Source organism: Gardnerella sp. c10Ua_31, from assembly GCF_055700915.1.
Genome location: NZ_JANUYG010000004.1, coordinates 30482 through 50841 on the forward strand (window position 1 = coordinate 30482; position 20360 = coordinate 50841).

A 20360-nucleotide genomic window follows, 5' to 3' on the forward strand; every position below is an offset into this window, starting at 1 on the left:
CGTGGCACATGTACGAGCATCGAATTGATTGCAAACGATGCTAAAGGGTGCGATTCTCAACACATCGCTGGATTGAGGCACGCTCTAGCTAACCATTATATTAAGTATTGATATCGTTTGCAATATTGGCGATTTTTGTGGTGACTTATGTGACTTGAGTATGCAAAAACCGCAGAAAGCTAAATGCCAACTGCGGTTTTTGTTATTTGCGATTATTCGCGCATATTTGCTACTTACTTGCTACTTACTTGCGACGGATTCGCATAAAGTGCCAACCAGCGCCGATTGCTGCGATTCCAGCAGTGATGCTGCCCACAACAGCTGCGATTAGCGTTGTGTTATTGCCTGCTGCGTGCTCACCGTTGTTTGCGGCAGCTGCCTGAGTGCTCTTATCGCTGTTATTGTCTTCGCTCTTAGAGTCTTCGTTTTTAGACTCCTCGCTCTTGGACTCATCGGATTCCTTCTGGCTTTCGGCTTTTGCGGAATCTTCGGATGCGTTCTTGTACTCTTCGCTCTTTGCTGCGCTTGCAGAGCTTGCTGCAGTAGCAGCAGAGGCGGCAGGAGCAGGAGCAACAGCAGCACGAGGCGTGCGTGCAGGAGTTTCTGCGGTTGCTTGCGACTTAGCAGTAGCATTTTCTACGAGTTCTTCTGCAGCTTTAGCGGTATTCGCAGGCTCCGTTTGATTTGCTGGAGCAGCACTGTGCTTAGGTGCGGATTGTGGCTCAACAGGAGCAGGCGCCGATTCCTTTGCCTCTGGAACAGATGGAGCTGGCTCTTTTGGTTCTGGAGCAGAAGGAGCCGCTTCCATAGAGCCTGCGCCTGGAACAACATTCAAATTGCCGCCGTTTTGCTGCGCGTGGCTTCCTGCAAAGTTTCCTTGAGCAGAGCTATCGCTATCCTTCGCGTTGTTTTTTGGCTTCTGATTCTGTGGATTTGTATCCGCTGGAGGCTCTGGCGGTGTAAGCGGAGCTGGCTTCTGAGTCTGTGGATTCAAAGCTTCCTCAGCCTTAGATAGCAACTGATTAGATGAGTCAATCTTTGATATGCTAGAGTTCATTGTTTGAATTCGACCGCCTAAGCTTTGCTCAACTAGACCAAATACACCAGTTGATGAAGCAAATTTTGCAGTGTATTCTGTTTGGACACTAGGTGGAAGATCTTTGATTGTCTCTTTAATCTTTTCCTTAATTTCTTCGGCTTGTTTCTTTATGTTAGCTATTTTTTCGCTTGTTTTATTTACTTTAGATATAACTTCTTGTGCCTGTGCCTTGGCTTTATTTAGCCTGTCTCTAGCTTCTTCAACAGCCTTTTTTGCTTCTTCGAACTTAGTTTCAAATTCTTTTAGCTGATTTGATAGTCGCTCAGAATCTGCTTGTGCTGTTTTAATATTTTCTTCAGCATTGTCTTTGTTTATTTTAGCGTTTTCAAGATTAGCAGTTTCGTCTAAAACATTTTTCTCTGCTTCTTGTGCTTTGCCTATTTCTTCCTGTAATTTGCGAGCAGATTCTTGAGCAGCATTAGTAAGCTCTTCTAGCTTAGACTTAGCAGTGTTTAATGATTCTTCTGCTTCTTGCTTAGAACCTTCTAACTCTTCTATAGTCTTCTTATACTCAGCTATTTCGGATTCTTTATCTAAAACTTCTTTAGCTAATTTTTCAGCTTCAGCCTTCTTTGCATTAGCATTTTTGCCAGCTGTTTTTGCGTCATCAGAAGCTTTTGTTAAAGAGTTTATCTCTGAAGTTAATTCTCTAATTGCAGAAGATAATTCGCTAATCTTTGCAGACTTGTCAGCTTCAGCAAGTTCTTTCTGAATCTTTTTGGCTTCTTCTGTAAGTTGTTCTGCGCGTTGCTGTTCTTGTTCTGCAGTCTTCTTTAGAGTATCTGCTTCATCTTGTGCTTGCTGTTTCTGTTCCGTTACTTTAGCTATTTTATCTATATTGTCGTTTTTGCCACGTTTTGTTTCTTCGTCATATTCTTTTAATCTATTATCTAATTCTTCAACTTTTTTTGTTTGTTGTTCATATGCGAGCTGTTTTTGGGCAGCAGTCTTCTTTGCTTCCTCAGCTTTGCTATTTTTCTCTTCAAGATTCTTCTTCAAAGTATCAATTTTTTCAGAATTATCTTTGTTATCTTTTTCTGCTGTAGCTAATTCTTTTTGTAATTGTTCAAGTTGTGGATTGAGCTTGTTAATTTTAGAGTCAGCTTCATTTCCAGCTGCTTCCTTTTGTTTTGCTTCCTTTTCAAGCTTTTCAGCTTCTGCATTAGTGGATTCAGACTTTTTCTGTGCTTCCTTTAAGGCAGATTCAAGTTCAGCCTTTTTAGACTGCTCTTGTTCTAGAGCTTTTGAAGTCTCATCGAAATCTGCTTGCTCATCTTTAACGACTTCATCTTGTTTGTCTTTTTTCTCTGAATTTATCTTATTTACTTGTTCGGCATTTTGTTTAGCAGCATCAGCCTCTGCCTTAACTCTTTTGGCATCTTCTACGGCTTTAGTCTTAGATTCAATTTCTTTTTCAGCAATAGACTTCTTCTGTTTTGCTTCTTCTATATCTTTTTCAGCTTTTTTAATGCCTTTTTCAGCATTTTTCTTATTTTCTATGGTTTCATTAACTTTGTTATTTGCAGCTTCTGCCTGAGTTTTAGCGTTTTCTATTTCTTGCGCTACTGCGTTAGTCTCATTATTTGTTTCACCAGAAGCTTTGTTTGCTTCAGATGCTTTATTTGCAAGTTCTTTGATCTGTTCGTCTGCTTGTGACTTAGCTGCCTTCTGAGCCTCAGTTAGCGAGTCGTTGCCAGTGCTAGCACCAGGATTGCCTTGAGTCTGACCTTGCTGTGGTTGGCCAGCAGCAGCGTTTTGAGTTTGATCTGCCTGAGTCTTTCCAGATTCATTACCAGCAACAGGCGAGTTAACGGTTTGTGGTTTAAAATCTTCTGGACCGTAAGACATAACATTGCTAACAGCATTAAAACCAGTGTCGGATATGCTTTCAACACGTGCTGCTGGATGATTGGACGTATCGGTTGTAGTCGTGTCTGCGGCGTTTGCTGCGTTTGCAATGCTTATACTTCCAATAAGAGCCAAAGAGCTAGCGCCTAAAGAGATAGCGGCTGCAATCTTAGCGTTCATATTTACCTCATTCTTCAAATCATTTAGGTTTGGGGGTGGGGATATTTGTTTAATTATCAAGTTGTAAGATCAAAGCGCTGCCATGCAATGTGTGCTTTAATAGCGTCTCTGTCTTGTTGCTGAACTTTCTCCTCTCCACCATCGCGAATATACGCAAGGGGGGTATAAAGTCTAAAAATGATTCTAGCAGAACAGCAGGAATAATTCGCACATTTTGGCAAGTTATAAGGAACAATTAAGGAAATTACAAGGTTTTGCCTTGAAATATTAGTATTCGACCAAATATTCGGCTAAGTATTTGAAAATATTAGTATTTAACTATAAACCCAAAAATAATCCCGACTTTGTTTCCAAATCACAAGAATAAGGGAACAAAATCGGGATAAAATGCGATTCGAGCGCTAAAAAAACTCGAGCAATCAAGCGCGCTTGTTGCTTAACACAACGAATGTACGTGGTGGAATATGAACTGCGCGCGGATCGCCATTATCGTCGCAAAGCATTGATGCGCGGCTGCCGGAAGCGCTGCCAATCCATCTATCAAAGTACTCGCTGGAGTCCAGCACACAGCGCCATTTTTTGCGGCTTGCGCAAAGCTCAGGCAAATCAACCGTTGCAGACGCATCTTTCATAGGATTAGCGCACACAATCAAGTCGCTTTCAATTTGTTCCGCAAGAACAGAATTATCGGATGCATTAAGACGAGTGTGCTGAGCATCGTAAAACTCCGCATTCTTAGCGCGAAGTTTTATAAGCGCGCTATACCACTCTACAAGTGGTTGGAATCGCTTAGCTCTAGACCAATCAAGCTGGTTCATAGCAACTCCGCGATTATAGGAGTTATCGCAACCATGCTTAGTGCGGCCAAACTCTTCGCCGCCAAGCATAAATGGCATTCCAGCGGAGCACAAAATTATGCCAGCGCTAAGAATGTTAGCGCTGAAGATGTCTGCAACGCTGTTTGGATCGCTTGCGTCAAAATCGCAGTTAGACGCATTGTCGCGCATAGAAATGCACAGCTTATCCCACAAAGTCAAATCGTCGTGAGCAGAAACATACTGCACAATCTGGCCAACACTCTTACCAGCACAAGGCATACCACGCCAGCCATTAAACGCATTGCGCACAGGATCTGCCGTCCAGAACTCGTTGCTATTTACATAGCCGCGGTCTCGATGATCCATAACATTGCCCTTAATCGTGTCACGAGACTCATCACTAAACCAGCCGATTCTAGAATCAAGGAAGTCGCGCCCAGCTTTATCTCCCATAGGGCAGTCATCGCCAACAGCTGCAGCATCCGCACCCCACGGCTCGCCATACATAAGAATATCTTTGCCGCCATCAAGCTTATCTAGTTCGGCACGAATCATATTCAAAGTTTGCGCATCCGTTAAGCCCATAAGGTCAAACCTAAAACCATCCACATGGTAGCAGCGCGCCCAATGCAAAATAGACTCAATCATAAAACGCCTAAACATTGGGTGGTTGGAAGACATTTCGTTGCCGCAGCCCGATCCGTTTGCAAATCCGCCATCTTCTTTACGTCTGCAGAAGTAGCCAGGAGCAACGCTTTCAAACGCGTTCGATGCTGCTTCAAACATGTGGTTATAAACAACATCCATCACTACGCGCATGCCATTCTTGTGCAAAGCGCCAATCATTGCCTTGCACTCGCGGATTCTTGCCGTTCCGTCATATGGGTTGCTGGAATACGCGCCTTCTGGCACGTTGTACGCGTGAGGATCGTAGCCCCAATTGTAAAGCGAATCAACACTTTTTCCATCTTTGCGTGCAGACGAAATCGCAACCTCATCCACAGTCGCAAAATCGTAGATTGGCATTAGTTGAACGTGAGTTACGCCAAGTTTTTTAAGATAGTCGATTCCAGTAGGGAAGTTGCTATCTGAATCTAAAGTTGTATGCGAATCTGTAAAAGCAAGATACTGACCGCGGTGTTCTGGCTTAAATCCGCCATTTGCATTGCTGCTAAAGTCTTCAACGTGCATCTCCCACACAACAGTTGCATGGCGCACAAATTCTGGCGATTTGTCTTTGTGCCACCCAGCAGGAGCCACGCGATCCTCGTCAATAACAAGGCTGCGCTCGCCATTTACGCCGCTAGCAATGCCCCATGGGTCGCTTGTGCGATTCACTTTTCCATCTGCAAAAGTAACAAGAAAGTCGTAGTAAACGCCATCTAGCCTTTGCAATATTGACGTTCTCCATGCTCCGTCGCGCAATGGCTTCAAATCGCGTGTTTTGAAAGGTTCGCTGTTGTTTCCTGTTTCAAAAAGTCTCAGTGTTACGCACGATGCTGTTGGCGCCCAAAGCGTAAATGTGGTCGATCTTTCGTTAAGCGAGAATCCGAGCTGCCCCGAATAAACTGGCCATTGTGTTGAAGGTGGGAACGTCATGAATATATCCTTTTGTATTTTATTAAATTATTTAGCATAAAATACGAAGGCCGAAACGCTTTTAACGCTCGACCCCCATATTTCACCAAACTCTACAATTAATGCAGAGCTTACTATCCCTTAACAGAGCCAGACATCGACTCTTCGTAGAATCGTTGCATAACAATGAACAGGATTGCGATTGGAATGGAAACGCACACAGCTCCAGCGGAGAATCGTGCGAACCAGTGATTAATGTATTCTCTCTGCAACATTTGGTACAAGCCCAAAGCCACAGTGTAATTATCTTGAGTACGAGCAATCGTCTTAACCAAAACGAAGTCAAGCCATGGACCCAAGAAGCTAACAATAGCTTGGAACACAATCATAGGCTTGCATATTGGAAGAATAATCTTATAGAATACTTGCCAAGTTGTGCAGCCATCCAAGTAGGCGGCCTCGTCCAAAGACTTTGGAATCGTATCCATGTAGCCCTTCATAACGTAGAAGCCCATGCCGCTACCGGCAGAGTATACGATAATCAAGGAGATAAGAACAACAGAGCCATTCGTTAATCCAAAAGCCTTCAAAATGAAGTAGATAGCGATAACTGCCATGATGCCTGGGAACATGCCAAGAATCAAAGCAATGTTCATAAATGTCTTACGTCCACGGAAGCGCAAACGAGACATGCAGAACGCTACTACAAGCACGAAGAACAGAGAGATAATGCACACGAAAATAGACACAATCAAGGTGTTCAAGAACATTCGTGGGAAGTCAAGAACTTCTCGCTCAGTAAACAGCTGAATGTAGTTGTTAAACGTGTACTTAGTTGGGAAGAACGTTGTCTGGTATGGAGCGGTGTTTTGGTTAAAGCTTTCCAAGAACACCCATACGATTGGCGCGAGCCAAATAATAGACATAATAATCAGGAAGATATGAGTGATGATATCTCCGATTATGCGGCGCACGCGCTGATCGCGCCAGAATGGAACGCTGCGTGTACTATGCACAGTTTGTTCGCTTTGCATAAGATCCTTCTTATTACTCACCGGAATCCCTCCTCATTCTTGTAGGAGCCAGAGTTGCGGTATGTTATCAAAGCAACAATCGCAAGCACAATGAATGTCATAATGCCGATTACCGCGCCCATGCTGTAGTTATCTTTATCAACCGTAAGCTTGTACAGCCATGTGATGAGCAAATCAGTCTTACCTGCCGAAGAGCCGATTGGTGTTGGCTCGCCGCCAGACAAGAGGTAAATAACGTTGAAGTTGTTAACATTGCCAGTGAACGTTGTAATTAAGTATGGAGTCATAACAAAGAAGATGTATGGCATAGTAACGTTCATAAAGCGCTGCCACCAGCTTGCGCCATCAAGTTCTGCTGCTTCGTAAAGCTCTGCTGGAACATTTTGCAAAATACCAGTGATTTGCATGATTGTGTAAGGAATACCAACCCAAAGGTTGATGAGAATAACGGTAACCCTTGCCCATGTAGCGTCCTGGAAGAATGGCAGTGGGGAATGAATCCATCCAGAAGAGATGAGAAGACGGTTAATAGCGCCATCTCTTTGCAGCATGCTGTGCATAACAAGCAAAGACACAAACTGTGGAACTGCGATTGTAAGCGAGAAGCAGATGCGCCACAAGCTCTTAAGGCGAGTAGTGCGCCTGTTAATAATCATTGCCATAAACATGCCAAAGAAGAAGTTCAAGAATGTAGCGAAGAAGGCCCAAACAAGGGTCCAAATCAAAACATCGAAGAAGATTCCAGCATTAATGGTTCCAGTTGTGTTTCCAAGAATCTTAACAAAGTTGTCTAAGCCAACCCAGTGGAACAGGAGCGTGTGATCACGGTCGTAATTTGTAAACGCCATTGAAATCATGAATGCTAATGGCAATACCGTAAACAGAACAATTCCAGCGGTTGGAAGAGTCATAAAACCAACGTGTGCGTGGCGATCTAGCAAAGACTCAACATCTTTTACAAAGGTTATAGGCTTTTCTCCGCGCTTTACAAAAGATTGAGCCTTGTATGCGCTACGCAAAGCCAAAGTAGCTAAATAAACTAAAACAATGATTGCTGCAATGCTCATAACGCCATACAGCAAAATCTCAACAGAATTATCTCCAGCAACGTAATGCCAGAAGCCGTTAATCTTTACTCTGCCTTGTTTTCTAGTGCCGAGTGTACCGAATTTTGGTAAATATTCCGCACCAGTTGTGGCCAAGAAGGCAAGAACTCCAGCCTCGCATAGAAGAAATACGAGACCTTTCACGTACTGTTTGCGAACGAAGTTACCAAAACCAAAGATAATTATCGAAACCCAAGACAGTGCGTCTGCGTGCTTTGCAGCCTCCTGTAGTGAGTATTGCGAAGGGGCCACAAATTCATCGGCAGAAGGTGCCTTCTTTCGCTTCCCTCGCTTGGTGGATGTCGTGCCAGTCATGACATGCCTTTCCGTAAAATTGTGGGGCTTATACAAGCAAAGAACGCCCCGCCCCGATTTATTAATCCTTAGGGGAGCGGGGCGTCCTTGCCGTGTTTTTCTAAATATTATTTTCTTTTAAAAGAATTTAATATTTAGAAAATAGTCATAAGTTATTACTTACTTCTTAAGAGCTTCCTCAAAGCCCTTCTGGAAGTCTGCAATCTTTGCAGCGGCGTTGCCGTCGTTGACTTCCTTGTTGGCCAATGCAGTACCGAAGGTCTTCATTGGATCCCAGAAGGCACCCATTTCTGGAACGGTTGGCTGCAAGACAGAAGTCTTAGCAATGGTGTTCATCTGAGCAACAGCGGCTGGGTTATCCTTAACGAGATCGCTCAAAGCCTTAGCAACTGGAATGTCGCCGTGAAGCTTGTACATCTGCTCCTGGGATTCCTTAGAGCCGAGGAATGCAGCGAACTTAGCGGCCATCTCTGGAGCCTTGGAGTTAGGGTTGTAAGCAACAGCCTTAGAGCCAGCGAAGGACTTCATCTGGTGCTCGCCATCTTCGGACTTAAACTTTGGAAGCTGAGCAGCAGCGTAGTTGTCGCCCAAAGCCTTCTTTACGTCGCCAGCATCCCAAGAGCCAGAGAAGTAAGCGTCAACAGTGTGGTTCTTAATGCCAGACAAGCCAGCGCCATCGCCATCCATTACAAAGTTCTTGTTCTGAATGAGCTTTGCAACATACTTAGTGATTTCGGCAGCCTTGTCACCAATCTTGATGCCAGCCTTGCCGTCGTTGCTCTTCTCACCGAAGAGGGTCATGTTGCCATCAAGGTAGAAGCCTGGAAGGTACCAAGCGTTGCTAATGTCGAAAGCAACCTTGCCCTTTTCGAGCATCTTATCGAGGGACTTAACGTCTTCGTCGGAGAACTTGGACTTATCGTAGTACATGAACCAAGTGTTGCCCATGTATGGAACGCCATAAAGCTTGCCATCTTGAGCGGTTACAGACTGGATGATGGTCTCATCGTTGTCTCCCTTAACCTGCTTTGCAGCATCGTCGCTCAACTCGCCAATTGCGTTTGCCTTTACCAAGTCGCCGAGCTGATCGTTAGGGAACAGGTAAACATCGGCAGCGGCCTTAGCGTCCTGCTTAACTGTCTTAGCAGCATCTGGTGGTGCAACAACAGCGTTCTTAAAAGTAACTTCTGGGTGATCCTTCTGGAAGGCTTTCTCCATAGCCTGAATCCAGCCGCCAGCCTTCTGATCTTCGGAAGAAGACCATACGGTGAGCTTTACTGGGTTCGACTTGCTGCTGGAGCCAGCGTTGGTGCTAGAACCGCATGCAGCAAATCCAAACATAGTGGCGATTGCGAGGCCTGCGCCCAGCACTTTCTTCATATTCGTCATCCTTGACCTCCTATATCATGCCAGCTTGGCATGTTCTTTGGTGGCATAGTAACAAATTTCATGTGACGCAACTTCGACGTTTCTCTGCGTTTTTGCAGCGTCACATTTGTTGTTGAAATCTGCTTATAAGCAATGTGTAGTATACACGTATATATTGTAGTTGGCAAATCATGTTGCGCGCTATTGGAAAAATTTCCGCTAAAGTTGTTTATTCTTGATAAAAAGTTATATTTTATTTTGTAAATCAGTAAATTTATCGGAATTTTATTATTGATTGTTTGACGCGAAGACAGGTCATGTCGCTCGCGCGGCGAAGACGTTCGCGCGCTTAGACCGCGTGCGAGTCGACGATTTTGAGCTCAGTCAAAGCGGAAAGTTTTCCTGATTTTGTTGCTCAAAATGGCAAAATCAACAACAAAATGCGGAAATGTGAATAGTAAAATAAAATTAGACAGGTCACGCCAACAAAACCAACAAAACGGGGGAAATATGCAAAACGAACATGCGCAATGGCTGCGCGACGCCGTATTCTACGAAATCTACCCACAAAGCTTTTACGATTCAAACGGCGACGGAATCGGCGATATTCCAGGCATAATAGAAAAACTCGACTACGTAAAATCGCTTGGTTGCAACGCAATCTGGCTAAATCCTTGCTACGATTCTCCATTTAAGGATGCAGGCTACGACGTGCGCGACTACAAAAAAGTGGCAGCGCGCTACGGCACAAACGAGGATTTGCAGCGTCTTTTTAGCGAAGCGCATAATCGCGGAATGCACATTTTGCTAGACCTTGTTCCAGGTCACACAAGCGAAGAGCACGAGTGGTTTAAGCAAAGCTCGCGCGCGCAAGAAAACGAGTTTAGCAAGCGATATATATGGACAGACAGTGCGTTTAGTGGCTATTCCATGCCGTTTATTGGCGGCGAAAGCGAGCGAGATGCCACGTATATTCTTAACTTCTTCAAATGCCAGCCAGCGCTAAATTACGGCTTTGCGCATAGAGATCGCGCGTGGCAATCCGCGCCAGATTCCGCGGAGGCGGCTCAAACGCGCGCTGCAATGGTTGATGTTATGCGATTCTGGCTTGCGCTCGGTGCGGATGGGTTCCGCGTTGATATGGCGGATTCGCTTGTAAAAAACGACGACAACAATGGCCCTGGAAGCCTTGGCAAAGACAACACGATTCGCGCATGGCAAGAAATGCTGGGCGCTGTAAAGGCCGAGTATCCGCAGGCTGCTTTTGTTTCGGAGTGGGGCAGGCCTCGTCAGGCGCTGACTGCTGGATTCGACATGGACTTCTATTTGAATTGGCGATGGGATGGGAATCCTAACGGTTATGCGCGCCTGGCTAGAGATGTGGATAATGCGCTAGACAGCAGCCCCGAGCACGACCACAGCTACTTTAATGCGCGCGGCGGCGGCAGCATTTGCCCATTCTTAGACGATTATTGCCCGCAGTATGAGGCTACTTGCAACGAGGGCTACTTTAGCTTTATAACGTGCAATCACGATACTCCGCGCCTGGCTCCGCGATTAAGCGAGCGCGAAAGGCGGATTGCGTTTGGCATGATTCTTACAATGCCAGGTGTGCCGTTTGTGTATTACGGCGACGAAATCGGCATGAAATACCGCGATATTCCTACAAAAGAGGGCGGTTATGCGCGCACGGGCACGCGTACGCCAATGCAGTGGGATGATTCTAAGAATTTTGGATTCTCCACGGCCGCAAAGTCGAAGTTGTACCTGCCTGTTGAGGCGCGCGCGGATGGAAGAACTTGCGCAAACTCGCGCAAGCAGGCCGTGCAAAGTGGCGAAATTCCAACGGTTTTGGGGCAGGAGCAGCATGGCGATTCGCTGCTTAACTGGGTGCGTGCGTTGATTGCTTTGCGTCACGAGTGCGCGGCGTTGCACGCGGATGCCACTTGGCGAGTGTTGCACGCGCCTGTGGATGGTCGCAGTTTTGCGTACGAGCGGTGCGCGGCTGTGTCGGATGGCGAATCCTCTACAGAACGAATCATTGTTGTTATGAATCCTGGATTAAACGAGGAGACGATTGCGCTTAGCGCGCTTGCAGGGCTTACGCCAGAGGCGATTTTGCAGCCGCGGCTTTCGATTGGGGCGGTTGCTTGCGATTCTTCCGCGCTTAAACTCGGCGGGCAATCCTTTGCCCTGTTTGCTTTATAGTGCGCTTCATTATTTGATGTTGCGCAAGCGATGTGACGGGTTTTGTACCAAATTTGGCCTAAATCACGTACAAAAAGCGGAACCAATTGACGCACTTTGTACCAAATTTGGCCTAAATCACGTACAAAGTGCGGAAAATATGTCGCGCAAACGCGCCACATAGATTTCGCGTTACATAGATTTAAGTCTGGGTTTGATACAATTGCAATGATTATGCAATGATTATGCAATGATGGCAAAAGCTATACGCACTTAACGTTATACGCACTTAACGCCACGCGTGCGAGCAAGAGGTGAATTATGGACGCGCTAAAACCAAAGATCCGCGCAGACAAGAACATAAAAATGGGGATTACGCTCAAAAAGTTCAAGCTGCTCGGCGCTGTAATGATGATGCTCAGCGCGTTCGGCACAACCGTGATTCCGCACCTTTTTGGCGGCCTTTCCGCATCCAACATGTGGAGCCTCACGGCTGCCGTAGTGTGCGAAGTTATAAGCTGGTCGGCTCTGCCGTGGTACGCGTGGCTGCTTGTTCGCGGATATCAAAACACGCATAACCTCAACCTTTACACGCTTCGTCTGCTTGTGCTGGCTCTTATTTGCGAGGTTCCGTACGACTTTGCAACCTTTGGATGCGCTTTCGATATGCGCTCGCAAAACCCAGTGTTTGGGCTTGTTATTGCGTTGTTTGTGCTTTCGGGAATCGACATGGTTCGCGCGCGTTTTAGTGGCGCGCAAAAAGTGGCGTCAATCGCAGTGATCCTGGTTGCAGGAATATTGTGGAATCTTTTCGGGAAAATCGGCTTTAGGCAGAATATTTTTTGGGGCGGAGCTTTACTTTTAGGATTTGTTCTTATCTTTAGATTCCTAGAAAACCACGAGATTCGCATGGAGCTGATTGCTGGCGCTTTCGGCGCTATGTCGCTTTTGGCGCCAGGCGTTGGCGTGGCTGTGTTGCATTATCGCAGTCCGTATGGCGACGGCCCTAAGCAAACTAAGCAATTCCGCTGGCTTATGTATGCGTGGTATCCGCTGATGCTTGTAATCGCAAGCGTGTTCACGATTCTGCTTTAGGTGCAGCCGTAGAATTTCTTATAATAAGTTGCACTGGAGCTGTAAGATGTCTTCGCGCTACAGCTTTACCTTCTATAAGAGATATCGCAATGTTCCCAGCTTGTTCTGCCATTGTTTTAGGATTTTGACGGATTGTGGTTAGTCCAGCCTCTTTTGCATAAGTGCCATTGTCGAATCCTATAATCGATAAATCTTCAGGCACGCGAATTCCTAGTTTTTGCAATCTAAACAGAAAGGGCATTGCTGTTGAATCCTGGTGGAAGCATATTGCAGTAGGCGGATTTTCTTGTGTAAAAAGCTCAGAAAGAGTTGCATCTATAGGGTCATCTTTTATGTCTATTGGCAGTACTTTCCCTTGCATTCCATCAATATTGTTGCACACGTTTTCAAAGCTTGTTATTCTTCTTGACGAGCTAAAGCGGAAAGATGAACAAAAATGCTCATACACGTATAAAAGACGCTTATGCCCTAATGTTGCTAAGTGTTGAATCGCAAGTTTTATACCCAGAGCATCGTCGATTCCGATTGATGCAGAAAGCACTTTAGAAGCTGTGCAGTTTATTCCAACAATTGGTACGTTTATGCGTTGTAATTGTTCGGCCTCGCTGCTGCTTATGTCAAATGACGATACGATTATTGCGTCTGTGTTTGCGCGTAAAGGCAGCTCTTTAAAGAAGTTTTTTCTTTGTTCAACTCCCTCTAAAAGGTGTATTACAAGGTCGTAGCCGTTTTTGTTAAGTACGCTATTTAATCCTTCTATAATTGCTGCGCTAAACCATTCGATTTTACTGCTTCCGATTAGTAGCGTTATGCGATACGATTTGCCTGTTTTAAGCTCTCCAGCGGTTCTAGAAACAGTGAAATCCATTTGTTCGGCTGCGCGCATGACTTTGGCGCGTGTAGATGCGGATACTTTTTCTGGATGTGCGAATGTTCTGGAGACGGTTGCAATCGATACTCCCGCCAGTGTTGCTACATCGCAAATACTAGTTTTTGACAAGTCGCACCTCTTTTAAGCGTTTTAGCTGCAGCGTTTTAACCGCATCTCTTGTAATTACCCTGCTTCTAGTTATCATAAATGAAAAGGTTTACATTTTTAGACACGCCGCCTAAAAAGTATTTATTCATGCAAAAATAGCCTAGTATTAAGGATTCAAAATGAAAACCTTTACATTTACATTTTTAATGTTTGACCGAGCTAAACGTAAAGCAATATTATAAAGTTACCCATCAATTTCACGAGGAAGTGGAGTAGTAATGAAAATTAAAAAAATATGCATATCCTGCATAGCAGTTTTAGGAATGATTTCTACGCTTGCCGCATGTGGGAATAATGGTGCAGCAGGAGTAACAGATACAAAGAAAGACAAAGGCCTAGCTGTTATGGGTCAAGCTTTAAAGTATGACCCAAATCATTTAGTAAATCAAGGAAAGCCAATCCAGCTTGAGTATTGGAGCTGGGGAGACGCGTCCACTGATCCAATTTACGACATGATTAAGGATTATCAAAAGATTTATCCAAATGTAAAGTTTAAGACTAAGAACGTTGCTTGGGATGATTACTGGACAAAGCTTCCGCTTGCTCTAAAGGGAACAAAGGGCCCAGCTTTGTTCAATATTCACAACTCCAAAGATGAGCTTATTCGCCCATATGCTGCCGATTACAAGATTGACAAGGCTGCTATGGAATCGGATTACGCAACGGCTAGTGCGCATGAAGATGCTAAAGGTAATGTAAAGTACATTGATTCCGTAATCAATACGGGAAATATCTACTACAATAAGAAGCTTTGGAAGGAAGCTGGCTTAACCGAGGCAGATATTCCTGCTACTTGGGATGAGTTGCGCGAAGTGGCAAAGAAACTCACTAAGTGGAACGGTTCCAAGATGGCACAGGCTGGATTCAACGTGAACGGCGATGCCTATGCTGCAATCAATCAAGGATTGAACTATCAGCGTGGCGAACTTGCTTTTGATGAAAGTGGCAAGAAACCTAATTTCGACAACAAAGTCACGCGTGAAAACATGAAGTTCTTGAAGAATTTGTACGACAAAGACAAGGTCATTTCTACCGACTTTGGTACAGATTACACTCAGAGCTTTGGAAACGGCCAATCTGGAATGGTTTACGCTTGGGGATGGCTTGAAGGTGTGCTAAAAGAAAAGTACCCAAATATTGAATATGGAGTCTTCCCAACTCCAACATTCACAAAAGAAAAGCCATTTGCGTACGATCGCTACAATGGAGAATCTACTCCAGGAATTAACGCTCACCAGTCAAAAGATCAGCAAGAGGTTGCTCAAGATTTTATTAAGTTCATTCTTGCTAACGATGCGTTTATTCGCTCGGCAGTAAAGCATTTGAACTCGTTCCCAGCAAAGAAGTCTTTGCAAAACGATCCTGAGATTCTAAAGGCTCCAGTAATGGCTGCGATTCAACCGCGTGCAGATCGCCTAATCTGGCCAGGAATCACGCCTTCTACTGTGGAAACAAGTAGCAAGGCTGCTTTCCAGAACGTTATGCAAAATGGTGAGTCTATTGATGATGCAATCAAAGAGGCTCAAGCAACAATGGTCAAAGATATGAAGAATTCTAAGTTTACGTCTGCAGAAAGCAAGTATGAGTTCTTCAAAGAGCACAAGTAAAAACAAAGCAGACTAGTTAGATAGTTGTAAATCGTAATTACTGTGCTCAGTAGGTAAGGCAAGGAAAATCATGAAACAAGTTAATCAGGATTCTCATTTGAGCAAAATGAGAAAACATAATGGTGGTATGTCAAAAATAAGCACTGCTCTTTCTCGAACCTTCTCCTTTCGGAATATAGCAGTAGTGTTTCTGATTGTTTATTTTGTGATTTTTCTTGCCTATCCAATATATAAGGCTTTTGCAGGCAGCTTTCATGAATGGAATCCGCTTGTTGGAACATACAATTGGGTTGGGCTGGATAATTTTAAGCAGATTTTAGTAGATAAGTTATTCTGGAAGTCCATTGCAAACACTGCAATCTTTACGTTTGTATCTGTTGTATTCCGCGTTATTCTTGGCATTGGTTTTGCAATGTTGTTAAGCTCCAAGCTTGTTAAGTGCAAAGATACTCTGCGAGGTCTTTTCTACATGCCAACAATTACGCCGTTGGTGGCAGTGAGCTTTGTGTGGATGTGGATGTTTGACCCGCAGTTTGGCATGATCGATAGGGTTACAGGCTTAAATATCAACTGGTTGCACAGTTCCACTTGGGCTATGCCAGCAATCATAATAATGACAATTTGGAAAGACTTTGGCTACGCAACGGTATTATATTTGGCTGGATTAATGAATCTGCCAAAAGATGTTTACGAAGCGGCAGAAATCGATGGCGCTAATAGCGTGCAAAAATTCTTTAGAATAACAGTTCCATTGCTAAAGCCAACAACACTTTTTATAGTAATCACATCTATGATTGGCTATATTCAAGCGTATGTTCAGATTCTTGTTATGACCAATGGCGGCCCAGGAACATCAACGTACACAATCAGCTACCTAATTTTTGATCAAGCGTTCCAAAAGTATAACTTTGGAATTGCATCTGCAATGAGCGTTATTCTGTTTATAATCACTGGAATCCTAACATTCATAATGTTTAAAGCGTCTAAGGATAGTGAGTTAGTATGAAAAAACAAAATCTTAAAAAGAGCATTATTGGATGGTTTCTAACAATATTCCTATTCTTATTGTCTTTCTTAACAATCGTGCCATTTATTTGGATGTTTGTATCTTCCTTTGCTCCAAATAGCGACATTGTGCGCATAGATGGTGGGTTGTTCCCAAAGCCGAGTACGTTTGGTAATTACGTTGGGATTCAAGAGAAATTCGACTTTTTGAGGCTATTCTTTAACTCATTGTTTATATCGGTAGTTAAAACGGTAATAGCCATTTACACGAGTGCCGTTCTTGGATATGTGTTTGCAAAAATGAGATTCCGTGGCAGAAATCTGCTTTTTGGAATAGTAATAAGCACGATGATGGTTCCTTGGGCGGTAACAATTATTCCTCAATACGACATGATGACTAGTTTTGGCTGGCAAGACACGTATCGCGCGCTTATAGTTCCAGGCTTAATAAGCGCATTCGGAATCTTTTTATTCCGTCAATCAATAAGCGGAATATCCGACGAACTGATTGAGGCTGCAAAACTGGATGGAGCTTCGGATTCTAGAATATTCCACAGAATAATCTTGCCAATGAGCCACAATACGATTGCTGCGCTCGCGATATTTACGTTCTTGTGGAATTGGGAAGACTATTTGTGGCCATTCCTTATGATTACAGACGAGAAAAAGCAGCTTCTTGCAGTTGGATTGAAGACTTTTAGTGGAAGATTTGGAACCGACTACGGCGGTTTGTTTGCTGCGGCATCGCTTGCTATTATTCCTGTAATAGTAGTGTACTTGGTGTTCCAAAAGCAGTTTATTGCTGGAATTTCAACTGGTAGCGGCAAGTAGAAAAGATAAGTAGAGAAGTCGCAAGTAGATGTTGCAAGTAGATGTTGCAAGTAGAAAAGGGCAAACCGAATGACTTTACAAGACGCACGCGGTGTTAAAGACGCGCACATTTTTTACGATTACGCTAAAAATCCGCTAGCTAAGGCAAAAGAATCGCAGGTTATAAGCGGCAAAAATTGGCGAATTACGTTAATCACGGATTCGCTTGTGCGCCTTGAGTGGAGCGAAAACGGCGGATTTGTAGACGCGCCTACGCAAACAGTTGTAAGGCGAAACTTCGAGGCTGGCACGCAGTTTGCCGCGGAAAAGTCGCAAGCAACCGAAGATGAGGAATCGCGCGCTTTTAATCCAAAATCTTCTAATCCAAAATATAGTGTAAAAAACTTAGAAAATGGCTGGATAGAAGTCGAAACCGAAAAACTGTTGATTTCGTACAACCAGCAGCCGTTTAGCAAAGAGGGCTTGAGCATTGTTGTGCGCGGAGTGCCAGGCTCGCAATTCAACACATGGCATTACGGCGACGAATGCCACGGCAATTTGCTCGGAACGGCGCGAACAGTGGACGAGGCGGATGGTGCCGTAAAGCTTGGAATGGGCGTAATATCTCGCGACGGGTGGGCCGTGTTAGACGATTCGCGCTCGGCACAAATCGCGTACGCGGCTGCTGTTGATGGAAAAGAAAACCCATACGGAGCATGGGTGGAGCCGCGCGCAAAGGCGAATGGCAGCGTGTCTGGAGAAAACTCTAAAGACCTATACTTCTTTGGCTACGGTCACAACTATATAGGCGCGATTCGCGACTTTTACAAGCTTACGGGCGCGCAGCCGCTTCTTCCGCGATTCGCACTAAGCAACTGGTGGAGCAGATACTACAGGTATAGCCAAGACGAATATTTGCAGCTGATGAGCCGATTTAAGCGCGAAGGCATACCATTTTCTACTGCAGTAATCGACATGGATTGGCACGTAACGGATGTGGACCCAAAGTATGGTTCGGGATGGACGGGCTACACGTGGAATCGTGATTTGTTCCCAGATCATCGCGCGTTTTTGCGCCGACTTGCCAGCGAAGGACTTACTGTAACGCTTAATTTGCATCCGCGAGACGGCGTGCGCGCGTTTGAAGAAGACTATGCGCAAGTTGCGCGCGATATGGGAATTGACCCTGCAGGCGGCAAGGCAGTTGAGTTTGACCTTACAAATCCGCGCTTTTTGCGAGCATACCTAAACATGCATCGGCGCATGGAGAACGAGGGCGTTGGGTTCTGGTGGATTGATTGGCAGCAGGGCGGAGTTACAAAGCAGGCTGGCTTGGATCCGCTTTGGATGCTTAACCACGTGCATTACCAGGATTCGGGGCGCGGCGGCGCGTGGCCGCTTACGTTCTCGCGCTATGCGGGGCCAGGCTCGCACCGCTACCCAGTGGGATTTTCGGGAGATAGCGTAACAACGTGGGATTCGCTGGCTTTCCAAACTTACTTTACTTCTACGGCGTCCAACATTGGCTACGGTTGGTGGAGCCACGATATTGGCGGACATATGCTTGGTGTGCGATGCGATGAGCTGGAGGCGCGCTGGTATGCGTTCGGCGCGTTTAGCCCGATTAATCGCCTTCACTCCAGCTGCTCGCCGTTTGCAGGCAAGGAGCCGTGGAACTTCCCTCGTGAAACTCGTGACGCGATGGTTAAAATGCTGCGACTTCGCGCGCAAATGCTGCCTTATTTGTATACGATGAACTATCGCGCGGCGGTTTGCGGAAGGCCGATTGTAGAGCCAATGTATTGGCAATCGCCAGAAACGCTTGCAGCGTACGAGATGCCGAATGAGTACCGTTTTGGTAGCCAACTTGTGGTTGCGCCAATCGTTAGCAAGGGGTGCGCGCAGGTTGAGCGCGGTTGCACTTCCGTTTGGCTTCCAGAAGGCGATTGGTACGATTTCTTTGACGGAAGGCGCTACGTTTCGCGCGGCGGTGCTGGCCGCAGATTTGAGGTTTGGCGAGGAATCGACCGCGTGCCAGCGTTTGCGCGCGCTGGGGCTATTGTGCCAATGCAAGTTTTGCCGAGTGAAGCGGATTGCGCAAGTAGCGAGCAGACGGCGGCGCATGTTAATAGCGTTGAAAATCCGCGATCTTTGCGCATTCTTGCATTCCCAGGCGATTGCGGCGAGTTTGTTATGCGCGAAGATAACGGCCGCTTTGAAGACGCGTGCGCTGGGAAAACTGCCGATACGCGCATGGAGCTTATTTGGCGAGACAGCAACGCGTCTACGCAATTTGTGATTGATGCAGCAAAAGGATGCGTTAGTGCCGTTTCTTCGCTGCCTTCTAAGCGCGATTGGAGCGTGGTATTTAAGGGCGTTGCTTGCCCAGACTTTGGCAAAATTCGCGTTTTTGTTGGGCAAAATCAGCTTGAATCTAAGGCTGTAGAAGTTTCATATGAAGGCGAAGAGGGCGACTTAAGCCTTAGCGTTTCTGTTTGCGATGTGCCTGTTGGCGATTGCGTGCGCGTGATTGTGGATGGCGGACTGTGCATTGCGCAAGACCCTAAGATTGGCGATTGCTACAGGTTGCTTTTACAAGCGCAAATGCCGTACCGCGGCAAGGAGATTGCTTTTGATGCGATTCGCCAGGCTGATGGCAGCGCGAGTGCTATAAGTGAGCTTTGCGCGCTTGAGTACACTAGCGAGAGCGATTTTGAGCGCTACCAGCAAAGCGTTGACTTGACTAACGCGCATGCGCCGCAGCACCCAGAGGTTGCTAAGTGGGCGCAATGGAAGTGCACGCTGCCTGATTCGGTTAAGCGCGCACTTGAGGAGATTTTAATTCGCAGCACGCTTTGATTGATCTTGGTGTTGCGCGCTCCTTGTTTGGTGTTGCGCGAGGTTTGAGTATTTCTCTCCTCGCAGGCGCGACGACCTACCTTTTCGCTTAGAGCGTAGCGCGAAAAGGTAATTCGGAGCGCTGAGCCGCTTAGCGTAGAAGCACACCGTGCTTCTACGGCGGCGAAGACGTTCGCGCGCTTAGACCGCGCGAACGACACGACCTGTCCTGTAGTGTGTTTGTACTGAATTTCGTCGTTTTTTAATACAAACGCACTACATAAAACTGGAGTTGTCTTATATACAAATGTTTAGATAATTAAGCTAAAAATGGCGTTTGGCGTGTTGAAATCGCCAGCGTTTTCTAAAAAATCATCTCGCAAAAACCCTTGAAATAAAAGGCCTGGGGGGGGGGTATGTATCCCCAAAAGCT

The 20360-nt window shown here is 45.5% G+C and carries 12 protein-coding genes; 6 read left to right on the top strand and 6 right to left on the bottom strand.

Annotated features, from left to right (window positions below; all coding sequences use genetic code 11):
• Positions 1–244: 244 nt before the first annotated feature.
• From NYP55_RS06395 to NYP55_RS06415, 5 genes are all read right to left on the bottom strand, one after another.
• Positions 245–3127, bottom strand: a complete 2883-nt coding sequence (locus tag NYP55_RS06395; RefSeq protein WP_102705117.1) for a hypothetical protein — start codon at positions 3125–3127, stop codon at positions 245–247.
• Positions 3128–3546: 419 nt separating this feature from the next.
• A complete protein-coding gene (gene pulA / locus NYP55_RS06400) occupies positions 3547–5544 on the bottom strand; it encodes a type I pullulanase (protein WP_415697339.1) in 1998 nt (665 codons plus the stop codon).
• A gap of 113 nt (positions 5545–5657) precedes the next feature.
• Positions 5658–6578 (bottom strand): sugar ABC transporter permease, encoded by a 921-nt coding sequence (locus NYP55_RS06405; protein WP_004131368.1) that lies wholly within the window; start codon positions 6576–6578, stop codon positions 5658–5660.
• The gene (locus tag NYP55_RS06410) at positions 6575–7978 is read right to left on the bottom strand and encodes a carbohydrate ABC transporter permease (RefSeq protein WP_004131369.1); all 1404 of its coding nucleotides are present in this window, start codon (positions 7976–7978) and stop codon (positions 6575–6577) included. The genes NYP55_RS06405 and NYP55_RS06410 overlap by 4 nt, the downstream gene beginning before the upstream one ends.
• Positions 7979–8137: 159 nt before the next feature.
• Positions 8138–9367: an extracellular solute-binding protein gene (locus NYP55_RS06415; protein ID WP_016798848.1), complete on the bottom strand. Its 1230-nt coding sequence runs from the start codon at positions 9365–9367 to the stop codon at positions 8138–8140.
• 489 nt (positions 9368–9856) lie between these two features.
• On the opposite strand from NYP55_RS06415, the gene NYP55_RS06420 reads away from it, so the two are divergent.
• Together NYP55_RS06420 and NYP55_RS06425 are read left to right on the top strand one after the other, a co-directional pair.
• Positions 9857–11554 (top strand): alpha-amylase family glycosyl hydrolase, encoded by a 1698-nt coding sequence (locus tag NYP55_RS06420; RefSeq protein WP_472781749.1) that lies wholly within the window; start codon positions 9857–9859, stop codon positions 11552–11554.
• 300 nt (positions 11555–11854) lie between these two features.
• The gene (locus tag NYP55_RS06425) at positions 11855–12628 is read left to right on the top strand and encodes a TraX family protein (RefSeq protein WP_174191410.1); all 774 of its coding nucleotides are present in this window, start codon (positions 11855–11857) and stop codon (positions 12626–12628) included.
• On the opposite strand, the gene NYP55_RS06430 is transcribed toward NYP55_RS06425, so the two are convergent.
• Positions 12612–13628 carry a LacI family DNA-binding transcriptional regulator gene (locus NYP55_RS06430; protein WP_032840205.1) on the bottom strand — a complete coding sequence of 339 codons (1017 nt, stop codon included), beginning with the start codon at positions 13626–13628 and terminating at the stop codon, positions 12612–12614. The genes NYP55_RS06425 and NYP55_RS06430 overlap by 17 nt on opposite strands.
• Before the next feature lie 257 nt (positions 13629–13885).
• On the opposite strand from NYP55_RS06430, the gene NYP55_RS06435 reads away from it, so the two are divergent.
• From NYP55_RS06435 to NYP55_RS06450, 4 genes are all read left to right on the top strand, one after another.
• Positions 13886–15274: an extracellular solute-binding protein gene (locus tag NYP55_RS06435; RefSeq protein ID WP_128832155.1), complete on the top strand. Its 1389-nt coding sequence runs from the start codon at positions 13886–13888 to the stop codon at positions 15272–15274.
• A gap of 70 nt (positions 15275–15344) precedes the next feature.
• Positions 15345–16280 carry a carbohydrate ABC transporter permease gene (locus NYP55_RS06440; protein WP_004113799.1) on the top strand — a complete coding sequence of 312 codons (936 nt, stop codon included), beginning with the start codon at positions 15345–15347 and terminating at the stop codon, positions 16278–16280.
• A complete protein-coding gene (locus tag NYP55_RS06445) occupies positions 16277–17110 on the top strand; it encodes a carbohydrate ABC transporter permease (protein ID WP_004124111.1) in 834 nt (277 codons plus the stop codon). The genes NYP55_RS06440 and NYP55_RS06445 overlap by 4 nt, the downstream gene beginning before the upstream one ends.
• A gap of 69 nt (positions 17111–17179) precedes the next feature.
• Complete coding sequence (locus tag NYP55_RS06450; RefSeq protein ID WP_472781750.1) at positions 17180–19948, top strand: glycoside hydrolase family 31 protein; 2769 nt, start codon at positions 17180–17182, stop codon at positions 19946–19948.
• Positions 19949–20360: the final 412 nt, after the last annotated feature.